Source organism: Rhodovulum adriaticum (assembly GCF_004345735.1).
Taxonomy (GTDB): domain Bacteria; phylum Pseudomonadota; class Alphaproteobacteria; order Rhodobacterales; family Rhodobacteraceae; genus Rhodovulum; species Rhodovulum adriaticum.
Genome location: NZ_SLXL01000010.1, coordinates 51,043 through 69,145, shown reverse-complemented (window position 1 = coordinate 69,145; position 18,103 = coordinate 51,043). Strand labels below are relative to the sequence as shown.

18 protein-coding genes and 1 tRNA gene are annotated in these 18,103 nt (G+C 66.8%); 10 read left to right on the top strand and 9 right to left on the bottom strand.

All coding sequences use genetic code 11. The features are described from left to right. Window positions 1-7: 7 nt before the first annotated feature. Window positions 8-523 (bottom strand): alkylphosphonate utilization protein, encoded by a 516-nt coding sequence (locus tag EV656_RS12550; RefSeq protein ID WP_132604621.1) that lies wholly within the window; start codon window positions 521-523, stop codon window positions 8-10. Window positions 524-694: 171 nt separating this feature from the next. Here EV656_RS12550 and EV656_RS12545 point away from each other — a divergent pair, with 171 nt between their 5' ends. Both EV656_RS12545 and EV656_RS12540 read left to right on the top strand, forming a co-directional pair. Further along, window positions 695-2,518, top strand: a complete 1,824-nt coding sequence (locus tag EV656_RS12545; RefSeq protein WP_132604618.1) for a M3 family oligoendopeptidase — start codon at window positions 695-697, stop codon at window positions 2,516-2,518. A 6-nt stretch (window positions 2,519-2,524) separates the two neighbouring features. Then, window positions 2,525-2,782 carry a hypothetical protein gene (locus tag EV656_RS12540; RefSeq protein WP_132604615.1) on the top strand — a complete coding sequence of 86 codons (258 nt, stop codon included), beginning with the start codon at window positions 2,525-2,527 and terminating at the stop codon, window positions 2,780-2,782. A gap of 70 nt (window positions 2,783-2,852) precedes the next feature. Here the strand turns inward: EV656_RS12540 and EV656_RS12535 are convergent. Then, window positions 2,853-2,939: transfer RNA gene (locus EV656_RS12535), tRNA-Leu, on the bottom strand. Window positions 2,940-3,057: 118 nt separating this feature from the next. Continuing rightward, entirely contained in the window at window positions 3,058-4,443 is a 1,386-nt protein-coding gene (locus EV656_RS12530; protein WP_242468984.1) for a peptidoglycan-binding domain-containing protein, read from the bottom strand. A 114-nt stretch (window positions 4,444-4,557) separates the two neighbouring features. Between EV656_RS12530 and lipB the strand changes: the two genes are divergently transcribed. After that, complete coding sequence (gene lipB, locus EV656_RS12525) at window positions 4,558-5,208, top strand: lipoyl(octanoyl) transferase LipB (RefSeq protein ID WP_200276512.1); 651 nt, start codon at window positions 4,558-4,560, stop codon at window positions 5,206-5,208. Between the two features lie 16 nt (window positions 5,209-5,224). Here the strand turns inward: lipB and EV656_RS12520 are convergent, their stop codons facing one another. Further along, entirely contained in the window at window positions 5,225-5,560 is a 336-nt protein-coding gene (locus tag EV656_RS12520; RefSeq protein ID WP_132604609.1) for a hypothetical protein, read from the bottom strand. 187 nt (window positions 5,561-5,747) lie between these two features. Next, a complete protein-coding gene (locus EV656_RS12515; protein ID WP_132604606.1) occupies window positions 5,748-6,209 on the bottom strand; it encodes a GatB/YqeY domain-containing protein in 462 nt (153 codons plus the stop codon). A gap of 182 nt (window positions 6,210-6,391) precedes the next feature. Here EV656_RS12515 and carA point away from each other — a divergent pair, with 182 nt between their 5' ends. Both carA and EV656_RS12505 read left to right on the top strand, forming a co-directional pair. Then, window positions 6,392-7,546 (top strand): glutamine-hydrolyzing carbamoyl-phosphate synthase small subunit, encoded by a 1,155-nt coding sequence (carA, locus tag EV656_RS12510; protein WP_132604603.1) that lies wholly within the window; start codon window positions 6,392-6,394, stop codon window positions 7,544-7,546. A 103-nt stretch (window positions 7,547-7,649) separates the two neighbouring features. Then, a complete protein-coding gene (locus EV656_RS12505; protein ID WP_132604600.1) occupies window positions 7,650-9,512 on the top strand; it encodes a glycosyltransferase family 2 protein in 1,863 nt (620 codons plus the stop codon). A 6-nt stretch (window positions 9,513-9,518) separates the two neighbouring features. Here EV656_RS12505 and EV656_RS12500 read toward each other — a convergent pair whose 3' ends face one another. Further along, entirely contained in the window at window positions 9,519-10,172 is a 654-nt protein-coding gene (locus EV656_RS12500; protein ID WP_132604597.1) for a GntR family transcriptional regulator, read from the bottom strand. 100 nt (window positions 10,173-10,272) lie between these two features. Here EV656_RS12500 and EV656_RS12495 point away from each other — a divergent pair, with 100 nt between their 5' ends. From EV656_RS12495 to EV656_RS12475, 5 genes are all read left to right on the top strand, one after another. Beyond that, complete coding sequence (locus tag EV656_RS12495) at window positions 10,273-10,920, top strand: pyrimidine 5'-nucleotidase (protein WP_132604594.1); 648 nt, start codon at window positions 10,273-10,275, stop codon at window positions 10,918-10,920. A 94-nt stretch (window positions 10,921-11,014) separates the two neighbouring features. Next, a complete protein-coding gene (locus EV656_RS12490) occupies window positions 11,015-11,260 on the top strand; it encodes a hypothetical protein (RefSeq protein ID WP_132604591.1) in 246 nt (81 codons plus the stop codon). 58 nt (window positions 11,261-11,318) lie between these two features. Beyond that, window positions 11,319-12,527: a UbiH/UbiF family hydroxylase gene (locus EV656_RS12485; protein ID WP_132604588.1), complete on the top strand. Its 1,209-nt coding sequence runs from the start codon at window positions 11,319-11,321 to the stop codon at window positions 12,525-12,527. Between the two features lie 101 nt (window positions 12,528-12,628). After that, complete coding sequence (gene ilvC / locus EV656_RS12480) at window positions 12,629-13,651, top strand: ketol-acid reductoisomerase (RefSeq protein WP_132604585.1); 1,023 nt, start codon at window positions 12,629-12,631, stop codon at window positions 13,649-13,651. Between the two features lie 82 nt (window positions 13,652-13,733). After that, window positions 13,734-14,648, top strand: coding sequence for a DMT family transporter (locus EV656_RS12475; RefSeq protein WP_242468985.1), 915 nt, complete (start codon window positions 13,734-13,736; stop codon window positions 14,646-14,648). 102 nt (window positions 14,649-14,750) lie between these two features. On the opposite strand, the gene glmM is transcribed toward EV656_RS12475, so the two are convergent. From glmM to EV656_RS12460, 3 genes are read right to left on the bottom strand one after another with little or no spacing between them, the layout of a single operon-like run. Continuing rightward, window positions 14,751-16,103, bottom strand: coding sequence for a phosphoglucosamine mutase (glmM, locus tag EV656_RS12470; protein WP_132604582.1), 1,353 nt, complete (start codon window positions 16,101-16,103; stop codon window positions 14,751-14,753). Further along, window positions 16,096-17,112, bottom strand: a complete 1,017-nt coding sequence (gene folP, locus EV656_RS12465; RefSeq protein WP_132604579.1) for a dihydropteroate synthase — start codon at window positions 17,110-17,112, stop codon at window positions 16,096-16,098. Before folP ends, glmM begins: the two co-directional genes overlap by 8 nt. Before the next feature lie 39 nt (window positions 17,113-17,151). Beyond that, window positions 17,152-18,102, bottom strand: a complete 951-nt coding sequence (locus tag EV656_RS12460; RefSeq protein ID WP_132604576.1) for a dihydroneopterin aldolase — start codon at window positions 18,100-18,102, stop codon at window positions 17,152-17,154. Between the last annotated feature and the right edge of the window lies 1 nt (window position 18,103).

The following is an 18,103-nucleotide window of genomic DNA, read 5'->3' as shown; positions in this document are numbered from 1 at the left end:
GCAGGCCTTACGACTTCTTCACGAACTCGGTCAGGATGACGATGCGCTGGCCCTCGACCCGGCCTTCGATATGGGCGGCGTTGTCGGGCACCAGCGCGATGTTGCGAACCGCGGTGCCGCGCTTGGCGGTAAAGCCTGCGCCCTTGACCGGCAGATCCTTGATCAACGTCACGGTATCGCCCGCCGCCAGCACCGCGCCGTTCGTGTCGCGGTGGATCACCTCGGGATCGTCGGACAGGCCCGCCTCGGCCCAGGTCAGAACGTCCGGTTCCAGATAGGCGATTTCCAGCAACTCATGCGCCCAGGGCGCCCCGACCAGCCGCTTCAGCACCCGGTAGGCGACGACCTGCACCGCGGGTTCGGTACTCCAGACCGCTTCGTGCAGGCATTGCCAATGGGGGGCGTCCTGCGGCGCCTGTTCTACCCCCGCGCGGCAGGTGTCGCACAGCGCGATCACGTCCTCGCGCGGGCCCACGGTGTAATCGGTCGCGCCCTCGGCGCCGCACAGGGAACAGGTTTGCATGGAGATTTCCTATAGCTGGGACAGCGGTTGCCGCCTGCCTAGCCGCCCACCCGCACACTGTCCATGCGGCGCAAGGGGCCTGCCACGGCTTGAAGCCCCCTACCCCCGCGCTCTATCTCTAGGGCGAACAGCGCTCTATCTCTAGGGCGAACAAAGGATAAGAGGTTTCCCATGCGCATCACCCCGCCCGCCCCCGTCTTCGACGCCAATGCTAGCGGAGGGGGCGACCTGGGCAAGTTGCCCGACTGGGATCTGAGCGACCTGTATTCCGCCCCCGACGCGCCGGAAATCGCCCGCGATCTGGACTGGCTGGCAACCGAATGCGCCGCCTTTGCCTCTGATTACGAGGGCAAGCTGGCCGATCTGGACGCCGCCGGTTGGCTGACCTGCATCGACCGGTACGAGGCCATCGACCGCATCTCGGGGCGGCTGATGTCCTATGCCGGGCTGCGCTATTACCAGAACACGGTGGATGCGGAACGGGCCAAGTTCCTGTCCGACTGCCAGGACAAGATCACCACCTTCACCACGCCGCTGGTCTTCTTCACGCTGGAAATCAACCGCATCGACGATGCGCGGCTGGATGCGGTCTTTGCCGAAAATGCCGATCTGGCCCGCTACAAGCCCGTTTTCGACCGGCTGCGCGCGATGCGGCCCTACCAGCTGTCGGATGAGCTGGAGAAATTCCTGCACGACCAATCGGTGGTGGGCGCCTCGGCCTGGAACAAGCTTTTCGACGAAACCATCGCCGGGCTGGAATTCGAGGTGAACGGCGAACCCTTCGGCATCGAGGGCACGCTGAATTTCCTGACCGACCCCGACCGCGAAAACCGCGAGGCGGCCGCGCGCGAACTGGCCCGGGTCTTTGGCGGGAACATCAAGACCTTTGCCCGTGTCCACAACACGCTGGCCAAGGAAAAGGAAATCGAGGACCGCTGGCGCAAGATGCCCACGCCGCAAACGGGCCGGCACCTGGCCAACCACGTGGAACCCGAGGTCGTGCAGGCCCTGCGCGACGCGGTGGTCGCGGCCTATCCCAAGCTCTCGCACCGCTATTACGCGCTGAAGGCCAAATGGATGGGTCTGGACACGCTACAGGTCTGGGACCGCAACGCGCCGCTGCCTATTGAGGAACCGAAAACCGTGGACTGGGATACCGCCAAGGCCACGGTGATGGAGGCCTATGCCGATTTCTCGCCGAAGATGGCCGAGATCGCGGAACCCTTCTTCACCAAGGGCTGGATCGACGCGGGCGTGAAACCGGGCAAGGCGCCGGGGGCCTTTGCCCATCCCACGGTGACGGATGTGCACCCCTATGTGATGCTGAACTATCTGGGCAAGCCGCGCGACGTGATGACCCTGGCGCATGAACTGGGCCACGGGGTGCATCAGGTGCTGGCCGCGCCGCAGGGCGAGTTGCTGGCCTCCACACCGCTGACGCTGGCCGAAACCGCGTCGGTGTTCGGGGAAATGCTGACCTTCCGCAAGCTGCTGGCCGCCGCCGAAACGCCCGCCCAGAAAAAGACCCTGTTGGCGGGCAAGGTCGAGGACATGATCAACACGGTCGTCCGCCAGATCGCGTTCTACGATTTCGAATGCAAGCTGCACGAGGCCCGGCGCGGCGGCGAACTGACGCCCGAAAATATCAACGACATCTGGATGAGCGTGCAGGGCGAATCCCTTGGCCCCGTGTTCGAGTTCATGGACGGGTACGAAACCTTCTGGGCCTATATCCCGCATTTCGTCCACTCGCCCTTCTACGTCTATGCCTATGCCTTTGGCGACGGGCTGGTGAACGCGCTGTATGCGGTCTACGAGGAAAGCGGCACAGACTTCCAGGACAAGTATTTCGAGATGCTCAAGGCGGGCGGGTCCAAGCATCACAAGGACTTGCTGGCGCCCTTCGGTCTGGATGCCTCCGACCCGGCCTTCTGGGACAAGGGGCTGTCGATGATCTCGGGCATGATCGACGAGCTGGAGGCGATGGAGGACTGAGACCCCATGCACGCCGCGCCCACGACCTTGCGCAGCCGCTTCAGACAGTGGCTGCGCACGATCCGGCGCAAAGTGCCGCCGGGCCTGCGGCTGGTGCTGGGGCTGGTGCTGATCTGCGGCGGCCTGCTGGGCTTCCTGCCAATTCTCGGCTTCTGGATGATCCCGCTGGGCGTGGCGGTCGCCGCACTGGATATCGCGCCACTGTGGCGCCGACTGCGGCACCCGGGCAGCAAGGGCAAGCCAACCCGCGCAGACAAGGGGTGACGGGCACCGGCCACACCAGCTGAACAGGGCATGTGACACCCCGATCTGCCGATTGGATTCTGTTGGAAAATGGTGCGGTCGAGAAGACTCGAACTTCCACGGGAGTTACCCCACAGCGACCTCAACGCTGCGCGTCTACCAATTCCGCCACGACCGCACGCGCCGGATAGTGCGCGGGTTCTTATCCGCTTGGCCTTGGGATGTGAAGGGGAATTTTCGCTTTTTCGCGATGGTCGCACGCGGCGCGGGGCTGGCCCCGCGCCGCGGTGGCGGTGTCAGTTCTCGACGCTGAAGCTGGGCAAGGCGGTCGGCTTCGGCGTGTTGTCAAAGCTGGGTACGGCACGGCTGCTGTCACGCCCGCCCAGGCTGTAGGCGGCCTTGCGGATCAGGGCGTTGCGTTCCGGCTGACCGGGGGCGAAGACCGCAACCGCACCGGAATCCAGCGCCGTCAGCGCCGTATCATACCAGGCCATCGCCAGGTCGGGACGGCGCGAGGTGCCAAAGCCCTGGCTGAGATGATGGCCGATCAGTTCTGCGTAGACCTTCTCGCCCAAGACCACCAGCAGCAGTCCCGACCCGATCGCGACCGTCATGTTATCCCTGCGATAGCCGACGGACATGCAGATCTTGGCGGTGCCGGCCAGCTGCTCGGGCGCCATGCCCGCGTTCAGCACGAAGGTACTGACATCGCGCAGCACCTCGGACTGGGATTTCAGGGACAGAGCGGCGACATGGTCCTTCAGCAGCGGCCCAAGGGCCTCGCACTGGGCGGCGATCTCGTCGGGTTGGATCTGGGCGACCTTGCGCACCAGATCCTCGCCCTCGGCAATCGCATAGGTCCGTGCCAGGCAGAACTGTTCGCTCAGCGCGAAGGCCGGGTCAGACATGCTGGCCAACGTGGTGAAACCGCCATTGCTGTTGGTCAACAGGCTGACCTTGTTGCAATGAGAGGCCAGCGAGGGCCCGTCGCCCCCGGCCATGAAGTTGGGCATCGACGGCACGGTAGCCGCGGGCGGGGTCGTGACCGGCGGGGTTGCGGCGGCGGGCGGCGTGGCCGCGGGAACCGTGACCGGCACCGAGGGCATGGATTGCGGCGGCGGCGCCATGCCCGGCGCGGCGCCGGGCATCGTGGCCATGGTCCCGCCCATGGCACCCCCGGCCATGCCAGCGGCACCGCCGGTGGCCAGTTCACGCTGGTAGGCCTTCAGCAGCCCGCGCGGCCCCATCGGGCTGGCGGCCACCATCTGGCTGGTCGCCGGTCCGCCCGCGATCGCCCGATGGTAGGACGACACCAGGAAATCCTTTTCGTAGGGCGCCAGCGAGCCCGTCACGGCATATCCCATGAAGGCCTGATACTGCGAAATGGCATTGCGAGAGTTCTGCCCCATCACGCCGTCGACCACCCCGGCCGGGAAGCCGAAATAGTTCAGCGAGGTCTGAATCTCGCGGTTCTGGGCGCGGGTCGCGGCCGACACCGGGCTGACATAGACCGTTTTCTTCTTCTTGCTCTTGGCGCGCTGCGCCTCGTTCACGATGGCGCCGCCGATGATCCCGCCAATGATGCCGCCTACGACGTCGCTGCCATCTGCAGCCGCGCGCGTCACCGGCGTCACGGTCAGGCTTGCGGCAAGGCAGGCCATTACAATATGTCTCTTGGTCATCGGTTCCCTCCCCGGGCAAGGCGCCGCCGGCGGACCGGCGTGGCAGTCATAATGCAATCAAGTGTCGCGGCGCCGCGCGACATCTGTCAAGGCTGGAAAGCGGAAAGTGAACATATGACCCCGGAATGGAGCATTCTGCCCGGGCTGAGCCCCTATCAAGACACCTGCGCCCGGATGGAAGCGCGCGCCGAGGCGATCGCCGCAGGCACCGCGCCCGAGGCGATCTGGCTGCTGGAACACCCCCCCCTTTACACCGCAGGGACATCCGCCGATCCGCGCGACCTGACCGACCCGGACCGTTTTCCCGTGTTCCAGACACGGCGCGGCGGGCAGTATACCTATCACGGACCCGGCCAGCGGGTGGTTTACACGATGCTGGATGTTGGCGCGCGCGGCCGCGATGTGCGGCAATTCGTCTGGCAGCTTGAGGAATGGGTGATCGCCACGCTGGACGCGTTCAACGTCAAGGGCGAGCGGCGCGCGGGCCGCGTGGGCGTCTGGGTGGTGCGGCCCGATCTGCCCCCGGCCGCCGACGGCAGCCCGCGCGAGGACAAGATCGCGGCAATCGGGGTCCGACTGCGCCGTTGGGTCAGCTTCCACGGGATCGCCATCAACGTGGAACCCGACCTTTCCCATTTCGGGGGGATCGTTCCCTGCGGCATCCAGGGCCATGGCGTCACCAGCCTGGTGGACCTGGGCCTGCCGGTCACGATGGCCGATCTGGACGTGGCGCTGCAGCAGACGTTTCCCCGCGTCTTCGACTGAGGACGCGGGGGGACGTTCAGTTCTTGGACTTGCGCTCGGTGATGTCGCGCATGGCCGCCCGCCCCTCGATCAGCAGGTTGGGGTGCTTGTGTTCGGCCTCTTGGCCTTCCTTCAGCTCGCGCAGATCCTTTTCGTATTCCTCGGCCTTCAGGCGGAAGAAGCGCTGCGCCAGATCCTCGTACATCTCGCGGGCCAGAAGCAGGCCCAGCACGATCGCGGTGATCACGAAGATGATGTGGTAGTAGATGAAGAACGCCGTGAAAAGGTGGATCACGATCAACGCCAGCGCGGCGCCGCGCAGGATCACGGCGGGCCAGTCTTCCGGCTTCACGTTCTTGAAATAGTTCAGCATTTCACGCTCCTGTCTGGGTCTGCGGCCCGCTGGCCCTGTCAGTCTTCCCGCGTGGCCCGCGCCCGCGCCCCGCCGCCCCTAGATGGCGCGGCTACCGCCCGGCGCAAGCCCTTGCGGGCAAGAAACGGCCGAGGAGCGATGCTCCTTTTGTCGCAGGTCTAGCCACGCCCCCGGCCCGGTGCAAGCTCTAGCCTGCCAGTCGCTGCCGCACCATGGGGCCGACCTGTCCGAAATCCATGCGCCCGGCATAGTCCGCTTTCAGCGCGGCCATGACCTTGCCCATATCGCGGATAGAGTCCGCCTCTTGCCGGGCGATGGCCTTGTCGATTGCGGCGGCGACTTCGGTGTCGTTCAGTTGCCGGGGCAGGAATTCCTCGATCACCGCGATCTCCGCGCGCTCGTGCTCGGCCAGGTCCAGGCGCCCGCCTTCCTCATAGGCGCGGGCGCTTTCCTGGCGCTGCTTGACCATCCGCCCCAGAATCGACAGCACCTCGCCATCCCCGACGCCATCCTCGGCCCCGTCGCCGCGCAGCGCGATGTCGCGATCCTTGATCGCCGCATTGATCAGCCGCAGGGTGCCCAGCCGCTCAGGTTCCTTGTTCTTCATCGCCGCTTTCAAAGCAGCGGCGATGCGCGTCCGCAGGTCCATTTTGCATCCTCTTGTCGCCATCGGGAGCGGAAGCGATAAAATAGCGGCGGCGCATATCCGAAACAAGCTGGCGTGAATAGCGCTATGTGCCTGATTTTATTTAATTTCACATTTTGTCGCCCCTCTTGATTCTTTCCGCACGCCCCCCTAGTTTCCGCCCGATCGCCGACCAGGAGAGTGTCATGCCCGCATCCCCCACCGACCGCCCAACCGCCTGCCTGGCCCTAGCCGACGGCACGCTTTTCTATGGGCAGGGCTTCGGCGCCGCCGGCGACACGGTCGCCGAGCTGTGCTTCAACACGGCGATGACGGGCTATCAGGAAATCATGACCGACCCCTCCTACGCGGGGCAGGTCGTCACCTTCACCTTCCCGCATGTCGGCAATGTCGGGGTGAACCCCGAGGATGACGAAACCGCCGCCCCGGTCGCCGCCGGCATGGTGGTGAAATGGGATCCGACCGACCCCAGCAACTGGCGCGCGGCCGAACCGCTGACCAACTGGCTGGCCAAGCAGGGGCGGATCGGCATTGGCGGGATCGATACCCGCCGCCTGACCCGCGCGATCCGGCAACAGGGCGCCCCCCATGTGGCCCTGGCCCACGATCCCGAGGGCAAGTTCGACATCGAAAAGCTGGTCGCCAAGGCGCGCGGCTTTTGCGGGCTGGAAGGGTTGGACCTGGCGCGCGAGGTCACCTGCGCGCAATCCTACCGCTGGGACGAAATGCGGTGGGCCTGGCCCGAGGGATATACCCGGCGCGAGGGGCCCGGCCATCGCGTGGTGGCCATCGACTATGGCGCGAAACGCAACATCCTGCGCTGCCTGGCCTCTGCCGGGTGCGAGGTAACCGTGCTGCCCGCCACCGCCACCGCCGAGGATGTGCTGGCGCTGGAACCCGAGGGCGTGTTCCTGTCCAACGGTCCGGGCGACCCGGCGGCCACCGGCGAATATGCCGTGCCGATGATCCAGAGCGTGCTGGAACGTGATATTCCGATCTTTGGCATCTGCCTGGGCCACCAGATGCTGGCGCTGGCCCTGGGGGCCAAGACGGTCAAGATGAACCACGGACACCACGGCGCCAACCATCCGGTCAAGGACCTGGAAACCGGCAAGGTCGAGATCACCTCGATGAACCACGGTTTCACCGTGGACAGCCAGACCCTGCCGCAGGGTGTCAAGGAAACCCATGTCTCGCTGTTCGACGGCTCGAACTGCGGGATCCGCATGGCGGATCGGCCAGTCTTTTCGGTGCAGTATCACCCCGAGGCCAGCCCGGGGCCGCAAGACAGTTATTACCTGTTCGAACGCTTCGCCGCGGCGATGGCCCAACGGGCCTGAGCCGGGCGCCGCGCCGTTCGACCGCTGGGTGGTCGGGGCGATCTTTACGCTTTGTTAACCCTACGCCTGCCAGTTTCGCAGATCGCGTTCAGGCAGGTCAGTCATGTCCCTCATCGCTCCCCTTGTTGCGCCCGCGCCGCCCGCCCCGGCGCGCGCGTCCTTGCCCAGGGGCGAGGCCGGGCTGTGCGCCGCGCTGTTGGACCAAGGGGCGATCACACCCGCCGCGCTGAACCGCGCGGTGCTAGACCGCGCGCGGATGGACATCCCGCTGGCGGATCTGCTGATCGCACGGGGGGCTGTATCGCCGGAACAAATCGTCGCCGCACAGTGCCGCTGCCACGGCACCGCCGCCGCACCGGCTGATCTGCGGCCGGACCAGACCCTGGTCGCGCAACTGGGCGTGGCGCGCTGCCTGCGCGAGGGCTGGATGCCCCTGCGCCGGATCGGGTCTGCCACGCTGATCGCCACCAGCCGGCCCGACTGTTTCGCCCGCCAGACCGCAGCCCTGCCTGCGGGCTTTGGCGTGCCGATCATGACGATTTGCAGCGAACGGCAGGTGCAGGATACCCTGGCCCGGCATTTCGGCCCGGCCCTGGCCATAAACGCCGCCCGCCGCGTCCCTGAAACGGAAAGCTGTCGCAGCTGGTCCGGCGCCGGTCCACGGCTGGCGGTCGCGCTGTTTCTGGTGGCCGTGCTGACGCTGTTGCTGGTCGCCCCCCAGGGCGCACTGGCCGCGCTGACGCTGTGGGCCGCGGCCTGGATGGCATTAGGCACCTTGCTGAAAGCTGCCGGCGCCCTGGCCGAGGCGCTGCATGCCGGTCGCCGCCCCGACCCGCCGTCGCCCCCGCCGGTGATCGCCCGCCTGCCCGTGGTCTCTATTCTGGTGCCGCTGCACCGCGAAACCGAGGTCGCCGCGCGCCTGATCGAGCGTCTGGAACGGCTGGATTACCCCCGCCCGCTGCTGGACATCTGCCTGGTGACAGAGGCTGCGGATACCCCCACGCGAACTATGCTGGAAACCGCTGTCCTGCCAGCGTGGATCCGCACCCTAACCGTGCCCGACGGCGCGCTGAAAACGAAACCGCGCGCCTTGAACTATGCGCTGGAATTCTGCCGCGGGTCCATCGTCGGGGTCTACGACGCCGAGGATGCCCCCGCCCCCGACCAGTTGCAGCGCATGGTCGCCCATTTCCACGCCTGCGGGGGCGATGTGGCCTGCCTGCAGGGCCGGCTGGATTTCTACAACACCAACCGGAACTGGCTGTCGCGCTGTTTCGCCATGGAATACGCCGCCTGGTTCCGCGTGGTGCTGCCGGGGATTGCGCGGCTGGGCCTGCCCGTGCCGCTGGGGGGCACGACGCTGTTCTTCCGCCGCGCCGCGCTGGAGGCCCTGGGCGGCTGGGACGCGCATAACGTGACCGAGGATGCCGATCTGGGCCTGCGGCTGGCCCGCCATGGCTATCGCACCGAATTCCTGGACAGCGTGACCGAGGAAGAGGCCAATTGCCGGACCTGGCCCTGGATCAAGCAACGCTCGCGCTGGCTGAAAGGCTATGCAATGACTTGGGCCACCCACATGCGCGCCCCGGTGCAGCTATGGCGCCAACTGGGGCCTTGGGGGTTTGCCGGCGTGCAGATCCTGTTTCTGGGCACGTTGGTCCAGTTCGCGCTGATGCCGGTCCTGTGGTCCTTCTGGGGTCTGCTGCTGGGGATGGGGCACCCGCTGGCCGCGCAAGGGCTGACCCCCACCCTGATCGGGCTGATCGGCCTGTTCGTGTTCAGTGAAACGGTCACCTTGGCCGTGGGCGTTCAAGCGTTACGCCGGGCGGGCAAGCCGGGCCTGATCCCCTGGCTGCCCACGCTGCACGTCTATTTCCCCCTGGCCACGCTGGCGCTGTACAAGGGCGTGTGGGAAATGATCGCGCGCCCCTTCTACTGGGACAAGACGCGCCACGGCGTCAGCTAGGGCGGCTCAGCCCTCGGCCATCAGCTGTTCGGCATCGTGGCGCAGACGCGATTCGAAGGCCATCGAGATATGGCTTTTCAGCGCCTCATAGGCCGCGTCGCCATCGCCCGCCTCGATCGCCGCCACGATCACCCCATGTTCGGCCAGGGCGTCGCAGCCGCGCCCCTCCAGCGCAAGCGAGGTCGTCGACATCAGCGCCATCGTCCGATAGACCAGATCCAGCTGCTGCACCAGATAACGGTTGTGCGAGGCCAGGTGGATCTGCTTGTGGAACCGCCGGTTGGCACGGGCCAGTGCGGCAGGGTCTTCCAGCAGCGCCTCGTCGTCCCGAACCATGCTGCGCAACACGCGCACCTCCTCGGCCGTGGCGTGGCGCGCGGCCAGACGCGCCGCCAGCCCCTCCAGTTCCGAGCGGACAACATAAAGTTCGGCCATCTGGTCATGGCTGAGCGAGGCGACGATCAGGCTGCGCCCGTCGCGGGCCAGCAGCGATTGCGTTTCCAGCCGTTGCAACGCCTCGCGGATCGGGGTCCGCGACACGCCGAAGCGTTCGGCCAGTTCACTCTCGACAAGACGGTCGCCGGGCCCATAAATGCCGACATCGATCGCCTCGAGGATCATCTCGTAGGCGTCCTTTTGAGTCGCGCGGGTGTCTTTCATCGGGGGCTCCTGCATACGATGGTCCACATTAAGGTTCTGCAGCGCAGCAGATCAAGCCCCGGGCATTGAGCCTTTTGCCGCAGCGGGTTAAGCCAGCCCCATGGTGCAACGCGATTTTTCCCATGTGCGTGGCTGGGTGTTCGACCTGGACAACACGCTGTATCCGCCCCAGGCGCGGCTGTTCGACCAGATCGAGCAGCGCATGACTGCCTTCGTGATGGAGGCGTTGAACGTGACGCGCCCCGAGGCCGATCGCCTGCGCCATGCCTACTGGGCAGAATATGGCACAACGCTGGCCGGGCTGATGCAGATCCACGGCCTCGCGCCAGAGCGTTACCTGCACGAGGTGCACGACATATCCCTGGATCACCTGAACCCGGACCCCGACCTGCGCGCACGGATCACCGCGCTACCGGGCCGGCGGATCGTTTATACCAACGGATCTGCCGATTACGCCCAGCGCGTGCTGGCGGCCCGTGGGCTGGACGGGGTGTTCGACGGGGTCTTCGGGGTCGAGGATGCGGATTACCGCCCCAAGCCGCAGCGCGCGGCCTTTGAGGCGGTGTTCGCCCGCGGCGGGATCGAGCCGCTGGAGGCTGCCATGTTCGAGGACGACCCGCGCAATCTGGCCGCCCCGCACGCGATGGGGATGCGCACGGTGCATGTGGCGCCCAGCCCCGCCGACGCGCCCCACATCCATCATCACACCGACGATCTGCCGGGCTTCCTGGGGCGGCTGGTGGCATAGCGGTTTCAGGTCGCCCCGCCACATGGTGCGGCGTTTTGTCGCATTCTGCGAATTGCCGCATGTGGTGATATGGCCCGGCAAAAGGGAGATATGCATGCATTCGAATACAATCGAACAACCGTCCCGCGCGATGCGCATCCTGATGGCGGTGCCGGTGTTTGGCTGGATCCTGCGCGACCTGATGTTCGGCGACAAGGACAACATCTGGTACCTGATCGGCGGCGGGCTGTGCCTGTGGGCCCTGGCCGTCATCAAGTGGGGCGTGCTGGGCCTGTACCTGCCCGCGGTGGCCGCCGTGCCCGTTGTCATGGTCATCCTGCTGCTGATCACGCGCGGCTGATCCGGTTCCTCTTGGACCTCGGGCCGGGAGGGGCTATCTGAGGTTCAGGAGGCGCCACATGACCGATCATTCCACCGACATCCTGATTTCCGGCGGCGGTGTCGCCGGACTCACCGCGGCCGCGGCTTTTGGTTCGGCCGGGTTTTCCGTTCTGTGCGTGGACCCCGCCCCACCGGTGACCGAGGAAACCGCAGATGGCGCGGACCTGCGCACCACCGCCTTCCTACAACCCTCACTGAAGGTGCTGAAGGACGCGGGCCTATGGGACCGGCTTGCCCCCTTTGCCACGGACCTGCAGGTGATGCGCATCGTGGATGCGGGCGGCAAGACACCCGCCCCCCGCGTGACCCGCGATTTCAACGCGCGCGACGTGTCCGACCTGCCCTTTGGCTGGAACCTGCCCAACTGGCTGCTGCGCCGGGAAATCCTGGCCCGGCTGAAAGAGCTGCCCAACGTCACCTTCCGCCCCGGCACGGGCACCGCCAGCGTTCTGACCCGCGATGTCGAGGCCCGCGTGACCCTGTCCGATGGAACCCGCGTGCGCGCCAAGCTGCTGATCGCCGCAGACGGCCGCAACTCCCCCGTGCGCGAGGCCGTGGACATCGGCGCCAAGACCATCCGCTACGGACAAAAGGCGCTGGCCTTTGCCGTCACCCATCCCGAACCGCATAACAACGTGTCCACCGAAATCCACCGCTCGGGCGGGCCGTTCACGCTGGTCCCCCTGCCCGACCGTGATGGCCGGCCCTGCTCTGCCATCGTCTGGATGGAACGCGGGCCAGAGGTGCTGCGCCTGGCCGCCCTGCCAGAGGCCGATTTCAACGCCGAGATGACGGCGCGTTCCGGCGCGCTTTACGGTCCGCTCAAACTGGAAACCCGCCGCACCGTCTGGCCCATCATCAGCCAGATCGCACATCGCATGTGGGCCGAACGCACCGCCCTGATCGCCGAGGCCGCCCATGTGGTCCCGCCCATCGGCGCGCAGGGCCTGAACATGAGCCTGGCCGACATCCGCGTCCTGCTGGAACTGTCCCGCGCCGCCCCCGCCGATATCGGCAATGACCGCATGCTGGACCTGTATCACCGCCGCCGCCACCCCGAGGTCGCCGCGCGTGTCGCAGGCATCGACATCCTGAATCGCACCTCGATGCGGGGCGAGCGGATCGCGCGCGATCTGCGCGCGGCGGGCATTGCCGGGCTTTATGGCTTGCCGCCGGTGCGCAAGACGCTGATGCGTGCGGGCATGGGGGTTCGGTTGTCTGCGTAACCCGCACGCCAGCTTGCCATTGCACTTTGTTGCCCAAACCCGCTATGGAGCGCAGGATATGGTCCGGCAGGCGCCGGAAACGCTGCGACGAGGGATAACACATGCGCGTCTATTACGACCGTGACTGCGACATCAACCTGATCAAGGACAAGAAAGTGGCGATCCTGGGCTATGGCTCCCAGGGGCATGCCCACGCGCTGAACCTGCGCGACTCGGGGGCCAAGAACGTGGCGGTCGCGCTACGCGAAGGTTCCCCTTCGGCCAAGAAGGCCGAGGCCGAGGGCCTGGCCGTGATGGGCATCGCCGAGGCCGCCGCCTGGTGCGATCTGATCATGTTCACCATGCCCGACGAGCTGCAGGCCGAGACCTACAAGAAATACGTCCATGACAACCTGCGCGAGGGCGCCGCGATCGCCTTTGCCCACGGTTTGAACGTGCATTTCGGCCTGATCGAGCCCAAGCCGGGCGTCGATGTCATCATGATGGCGCCCAAGGGGCCCGGCCACACCGTGCGCGGCGAATACACCAAGGGCGGCGGCGTGCCCTGCCTGGTCGCCGTGCACCAGGACGCCACCGGCAAGGCGCTGGAACTGGGCCTGTCCTATTGCTCCGCCATCGGCGGCGGCCGCTCCGGCATCATTGAAACCAACTTCCGCGAGGAATGCGAAACCGACCTGTTCGGCGAACAGGCGGTCCTGTGCGGCGGCCTAGTGGAACTGATCCGCATGGGCTTCGAAACCCTGGTCGAGGCGGGCTATGCCCCCGAGATGGCCTATTTCGAGTGCCTGCACGAGGTGAAGCTGATCGTGGACCTGATCTACGAAGGCGGCATCGCCAACATGAACTACTCGATCTCGAACACCGCCGAGTATGGCGAGTATGTGTCGGGTCCGCGCATCCTGCCCTACGAGGAAACCAAGGCCCGGATGAAGGCGGTTCTGACCGACATCCAGACTGGCAAGTTCGTGCGCGACTTCATGCAGGAAAACGCCGTCGGCCAGCCCTATTTCAAGGGCACGCGCCGCCTGAACGACGAACACCAGATCGAACAGGTCGGCGAAAAACTGCGCGGCATGATGCCGTGGATTTCCGCCGGCAAGATGGTGGACAAGGAAAAGAACTAAGCCTCTCTTTTCCATCACGTTTCGGATTGACCCCGGCCCGGCGCCGGGGTCATTTCGTTTCATCCCTATCGACGAGTCCCCGATGCAAAGCCCCCCCGATATCCGCCCCGCCGACTGGGCCATGGTCGCCACGCTGGGCCTGGTCTGGGGCGCCACCTTCATGGTGATCGAGATTGCGCTGCGCGGTATCACGCCCTTCTGGCTGGCCGCCGGGCGCATCGGCTTTGCCGCGGCGCTGACCGGGGCGATCTGGGCAATCCGTGGCGGGCGGCTTTACACTGGGGCGGCGCGGGCCTGGCCGTCGATCCTGGCCATCGGCGCGCTCAGTTCTGCGGTGCCCTTCATGCTGCTCAGCTGGGGGCAGCAGCATGTCACCAGCGGGTTTGCCGGCGTATCCATGGCGGCGGTGGCGTTGATGGTCCTGCCGCTGGCGCATTTTTTCGTCCCCGGCGAGCGGATGAGCCTGCGGCGCACCCTGGGCTTTGCCATCGGATTCGTGGGTGTGGTGGTGCTGATCGGCGGGCAGGCCTTTGAAAGTACGGGCGCCCGGCTAGAGGTCTTTGGCCGTCTTGCCTGCCTGGCGGCGGCGGCGTGCTATGCTGCGGGCTCGATCCTGACGCGCCGCCTGCCGCCGGTGGATCCGGTCGCGCTGGCGGCGGTGCTGCTGTTCATCGGAACGGCGGTGGTGGTGCCGGTGGCCTGGGCGGTGGAGGGGCCGCCGCCCCTGCCCGACACGCAGACGCTGGCCGCGCTGGCAATTCTGGGGCTGCTGCCCACGGCGGGGGCGAACTTCCTGCGCATCCTGGTGATCCGCAGCGCCGGTCCCACCTTTATGAGCCTGACGAATTACCAAGTGCCGGTCTGGTCGGTGATCTTTGGCGCCGTCCTGCTGGGCGAGCCGTTGCCGCCCGCCCTGTTGGCCGCGCTGGCCCTGATCCTGGCAGGCGTCGCGCTGAGCCAATGGGGCGCGCTGCGGCGGCTGTTCCGGTTGGGGTGACGCGGCGCGAGTTGCAGAAATCGAACCACTCGCGAAAACACCACATCCGAAATCGGCGCATTAGACGCCAACCCTTACCTGAAAACAGCACGAAACACGCAATCACGCCGCGTGGCTGACACCCTCAACCGCTGCCACGATGCTGTCCACCACCTCGACCAGCAGCGCGTCGTCCTCGCATTCGGCCATCACGCGGATCACCGGCTCTGTCCCGGATTTGCGGATCAACAGGCGCCCCTGCCCGGCCAGACGGGCCTCGGCGGCGGCAATCGCCTGCTGGACCGGCCCGGTTTCCAAGGGGGTGCTGCCAGGCCCGTAGCGCACGTTCTTCAGCAGTTGCGGCACCCGTTCGAACCGCCGCGCCAGGGCCGAGGCCGGTTGCCCGGTTTCGACCATGGCCGCCAGGAATTGCAGCCCGGCCAGCATGCCGTCGCCAGTTGTGGCGTAATCGGTCATCACGATATGGCCGGACTGTTCGCCGCCCAGGTTCCACCCGCCCGCGCGCATCGCCTCAACCACATAACGGTCGCCCACGCCGGTACGTTCCAGCCGCAGGCCCTGCGCCTGCAGGTGCCGTTCCAGCCCCAGGTTGGACATCACCGTCGCCACCAACGTCCCGTCGCGCAACCGCCCCTCGGCGGCCCAGCGTTCGGCGAACAGCGCCATGATCTGGTCGCCGTCGGCCACGGTGCCAGTTTCGTCGATCAGGATCGCGCGGTCCGCATCCCCGTCCAGCGCGATCGCCACATCGGCGCCATGGGCGCGCACGGCCTCGGCGGCGGCCTGCGGCCGGGTCGATCCGCACCCGTCATTGATATTGTCGCCGTTGGGGCTGACCCCCAGCGGGATCACCTCGGCCCCCAGTTCCCACAACACCTCGGGGGCAACGCGGTAGGCCGCGCCATTGGCGCAATCCAGGACCACCTTCAGCCCGTCCAGTCGGCGCCCGGCAGGAAAGGTCGTCTTGGCGTATTCGCCGTACCGCCACAGCCCGTCGTCGATCCGACGCGCCCGGCCGATATTGTCCGGATGCGACAAGCGGATCTCACCTTCCAGGATCGCCTCGATCTCGGCCTCGGCCTCGTCGCTCAGCTTGAACCCCTCGGGGCCGAAAAACTTGATCCCGTTGTCGTGATGCGGGTTATGGCTGGCCGAGATCATGATCCCCACATCCGCCCGCATCGAGCGGGTCAGAAACCCCACCGCCGGCGTCGGCACCGGCCCCAGCAGCAGCACATTCATCCCGGTCGAGGTCAGCCCGGCCGTCAACGCGTTTTCCAGCATGTAGCCCGAGCGCCGGGTATCCTTGCCGATCACCACCCGGTGCCCTGTGGACCCGTCGCGGCGGAAATAGCGCCCCGCCGCCGCGCCAAGGCGCAGCGCCAGTTCGGCCGTCATCGGAAAGCTGTTGGCCTGCCCGCGCACGCCGTCGGTTCCGAAAATCTTCCTAGCCATGGCTATCTACTCCCTTCAATGCAAGATCGACGCGCAAGGCCTGCCGGGTTTCGGCCGCGTCGTGCACGCGCAGGATCTGCACGCCCTGCGCCATCGCCGCCAACGCCACCGCGATAGAGCCGGGCGCGCGGCGCGCGGCATCTTCCTCGCCGGATACCATTCCAATAAAACTCTTGCGCGACGCGCCCAGCAAAATCGGGCACCCCAATCCGTGAAACAGGCTGAGGCCGCGCAGAAGGGCCAGATTATGGCCCACCGTCTTGCCAAACCCGATGCCGGGATCGACCACGATATGCGAACGCGGGATGCCGGCGGCCTGTGCCCGCGCGATCCGCTCGGCCAGGGCGTCGTAAATGTCCAGCAGCACGTTGTCGTAACGCGGATCGGCCTGCATCGTTTCCGGCGTCCCCTGCGCATGCATCACGCAGACCGGCACCCCCGCCCGGGCGACCAGCCCCGCAAGCGCCGGATCGAAATCGAACCCCGACACATCGTTGACCAGCCCCGCCCCAGCGGCCAGCGCCGCCTCGGCCACGGGGGCCTTGCGTGTGTCGATGGAGATCGGACAGGTCAGACCGGCGGCGCGCAACGCCTCGATCACCGGGGCGGTGCGGGCGATTTCATCGGTCAGCGGCACCTCGGCCGCGCCGGGCCGGGTGGATTCCCCCCCGATATCAAGGATGTCAGAGGCCACCGCCAGGGCACGCCCCTGGGCCAGCGCCGCCTCGGGCCGGTCGAACCGGCCCCCGTCGGAAAAGCTGTCGGGCGTGACGTTCAGGATGCCCATGATCCGCGGGCGGTCCATGGTCAGCCCCGCCACCGCCGGACGCGGCGCGGTCAGCGCGGCGCGCTCCTCGAACGGGATGGAATGTGCGGGAATGATACGCGGCGGCCCGTCCCGGCTCAGCTCCTCGGCCCGGGTGAACCAGGCCCAGCCACCGGCAATCGGCAGGGCATCGGAGGGGCGGGCGGGATCGTTCTGAACAATCGGACGGAAGTAACGACGCATGGGGGTTGCTTGACCGGAATTCTTGGTATTGGCAAGGGCTCAGGACCGGCTGTCCACACCCACGGGCGTGAAATGAGCAAGCTTCAGCCCATCGACCCGCGGCAAGGGCTGATCCCCCACGACCAGCATCTCGGCGGCCTCCAGCCCGCGCGCGAACCATGCCGACAGCGCCAGCGCGTCGCGCGGGCTGGCCGAGGGGCCGTCCACCGCATCCAGCACGATCTTGGACGGGGCCCAGACGGTGGCCTGCCCGTGTTTCATCGCCCAGTCGATTTCGGTGCGGCTGCCGCGCACCACGCAGCGCGGATCGCGGCCAGCCAGCACCCAGGCGTTCTGCTCTATCGCCAGCAGATCGATGCGGCGTTGCGCCGGCGGCACCGCCGATTGCGGCGCCGGCGTGTCGGCCGCCCCCACACAGATCACCAGCGGATGCGGCCCGGCCAGCCAGCGATCCAGCCAGCCCGACAGATCCGGCGCGGCGATGGCGGCATTGGACAGGAATACGACCAGCGGATGATGCGCAGCCTCGGCCAGGGGATCGATTGCTACAACCGGGCGGGGCATGTCAGCGGCCCGGTCGCGCACGATTTCCACCCCCAACGCACCGGGGCCGCGGTCCAGCTTCTCGATCCGGACGAAGGCACGCATCGCCTGCGGTTCGGCAAGGATGCGTTCGGCGATGCGTTCGGCCAGGGTTTCCAGCAGGTTCAGCCGTTCCGAGGACAGTTCATCCTCGATCGCCTCGGTGATCGTGTCGTAGGACAGGACACGGTCCACATCGTCGTCCAGCGGCGCGGGATGCGGGCGCACCTCGACCACCACGTTAAAGCGCACGCGCTGTGTCGTGCCCCGTTCGGGCTGAAAGGCGCCGATCTCGACCTCGACCACGTGGTCGCGCAGCGAAATGCGGTCGCGCAGCGGGCGCGCGGGGGCCAGCGTCGCGGCCCGTTCCGACGGGTGGGCGAAGGCCAGGCGAATATCGTCACTCATG

Excerpts from the sequence above, each read along its gene's own strand:
- EV656_RS12505 (WP_132604600.1), top strand. The coding sequence starts at position 7,650 with ATGTCCCTCATCGCTCCCCTTGTTGCGCCCGCGCCGCCCGCCCCGGCG.
- EV656_RS12485 (WP_132604588.1), top strand. The coding sequence starts at position 11,319 with ATGACCGATCATTCCACCGACATCCTGATTTCCGGCGGCGGTGTCGCC.
- carA (WP_132604603.1), top strand. The coding sequence starts at position 6,392 with ATGCCCGCATCCCCCACCGACCGCCCAACCGCCTGCCTGGCCCTAGCC.
- lipB (WP_200276512.1), top strand. The coding sequence starts at position 4,558 with ATGACCCCGGAATGGAGCATTCTGCCCGGGCTGAGCCCCTATCAAGAC.
- EV656_RS12475 (WP_242468985.1), top strand. The coding sequence starts at position 13,734 with ATGCAAAGCCCCCCCGATATCCGCCCCGCCGACTGGGCCATGGTCGCC.
- EV656_RS12460 (WP_132604576.1), bottom strand. The coding sequence starts at position 18,102 with ATGAGTGACGATATTCGCCTGGCCTTCGCCCACCCGTCGGAACGGGCC.
- EV656_RS12530 (WP_242468984.1), bottom strand. The coding sequence starts at position 4,443 with ATGACCAAGAGACATATTGTAATGGCCTGCCTTGCCGCAAGCCTGACC.
- EV656_RS12545 (WP_132604618.1), top strand. The coding sequence starts at position 695 with ATGCGCATCACCCCGCCCGCCCCCGTCTTCGACGCCAATGCTAGCGGA.
- glmM (WP_132604582.1), bottom strand. The coding sequence starts at position 16,103 with ATGGCTAGGAAGATTTTCGGAACCGACGGCGTGCGCGGGCAGGCCAAC.
- EV656_RS12540 (WP_132604615.1), top strand. The coding sequence starts at position 2,525 with ATGCACGCCGCGCCCACGACCTTGCGCAGCCGCTTCAGACAGTGGCTG.
- EV656_RS12495 (WP_132604594.1), top strand. The coding sequence starts at position 10,273 with ATGGTGCAACGCGATTTTTCCCATGTGCGTGGCTGGGTGTTCGACCTG.
- ilvC (WP_132604585.1), top strand. The coding sequence starts at position 12,629 with ATGCGCGTCTATTACGACCGTGACTGCGACATCAACCTGATCAAGGAC.
- EV656_RS12550 (WP_132604621.1), bottom strand. The coding sequence starts at position 523 with ATGCAAACCTGTTCCCTGTGCGGCGCCGAGGGCGCGACCGATTACACC.
- folP (WP_132604579.1), bottom strand. The coding sequence starts at position 17,112 with ATGCGTCGTTACTTCCGTCCGATTGTTCAGAACGATCCCGCCCGCCCC.
- EV656_RS12515 (WP_132604606.1), bottom strand. The coding sequence starts at position 6,209 with ATGGACCTGCGGACGCGCATCGCCGCTGCTTTGAAAGCGGCGATGAAG.
- EV656_RS12490 (WP_132604591.1), top strand. The coding sequence starts at position 11,015 with ATGCATTCGAATACAATCGAACAACCGTCCCGCGCGATGCGCATCCTG.
- EV656_RS12500 (WP_132604597.1), bottom strand. The coding sequence starts at position 10,172 with ATGAAAGACACCCGCGCGACTCAAAAGGACGCCTACGAGATGATCCTC.
- EV656_RS12520 (WP_132604609.1), bottom strand. The coding sequence starts at position 5,560 with ATGCTGAACTATTTCAAGAACGTGAAGCCGGAAGACTGGCCCGCCGTG.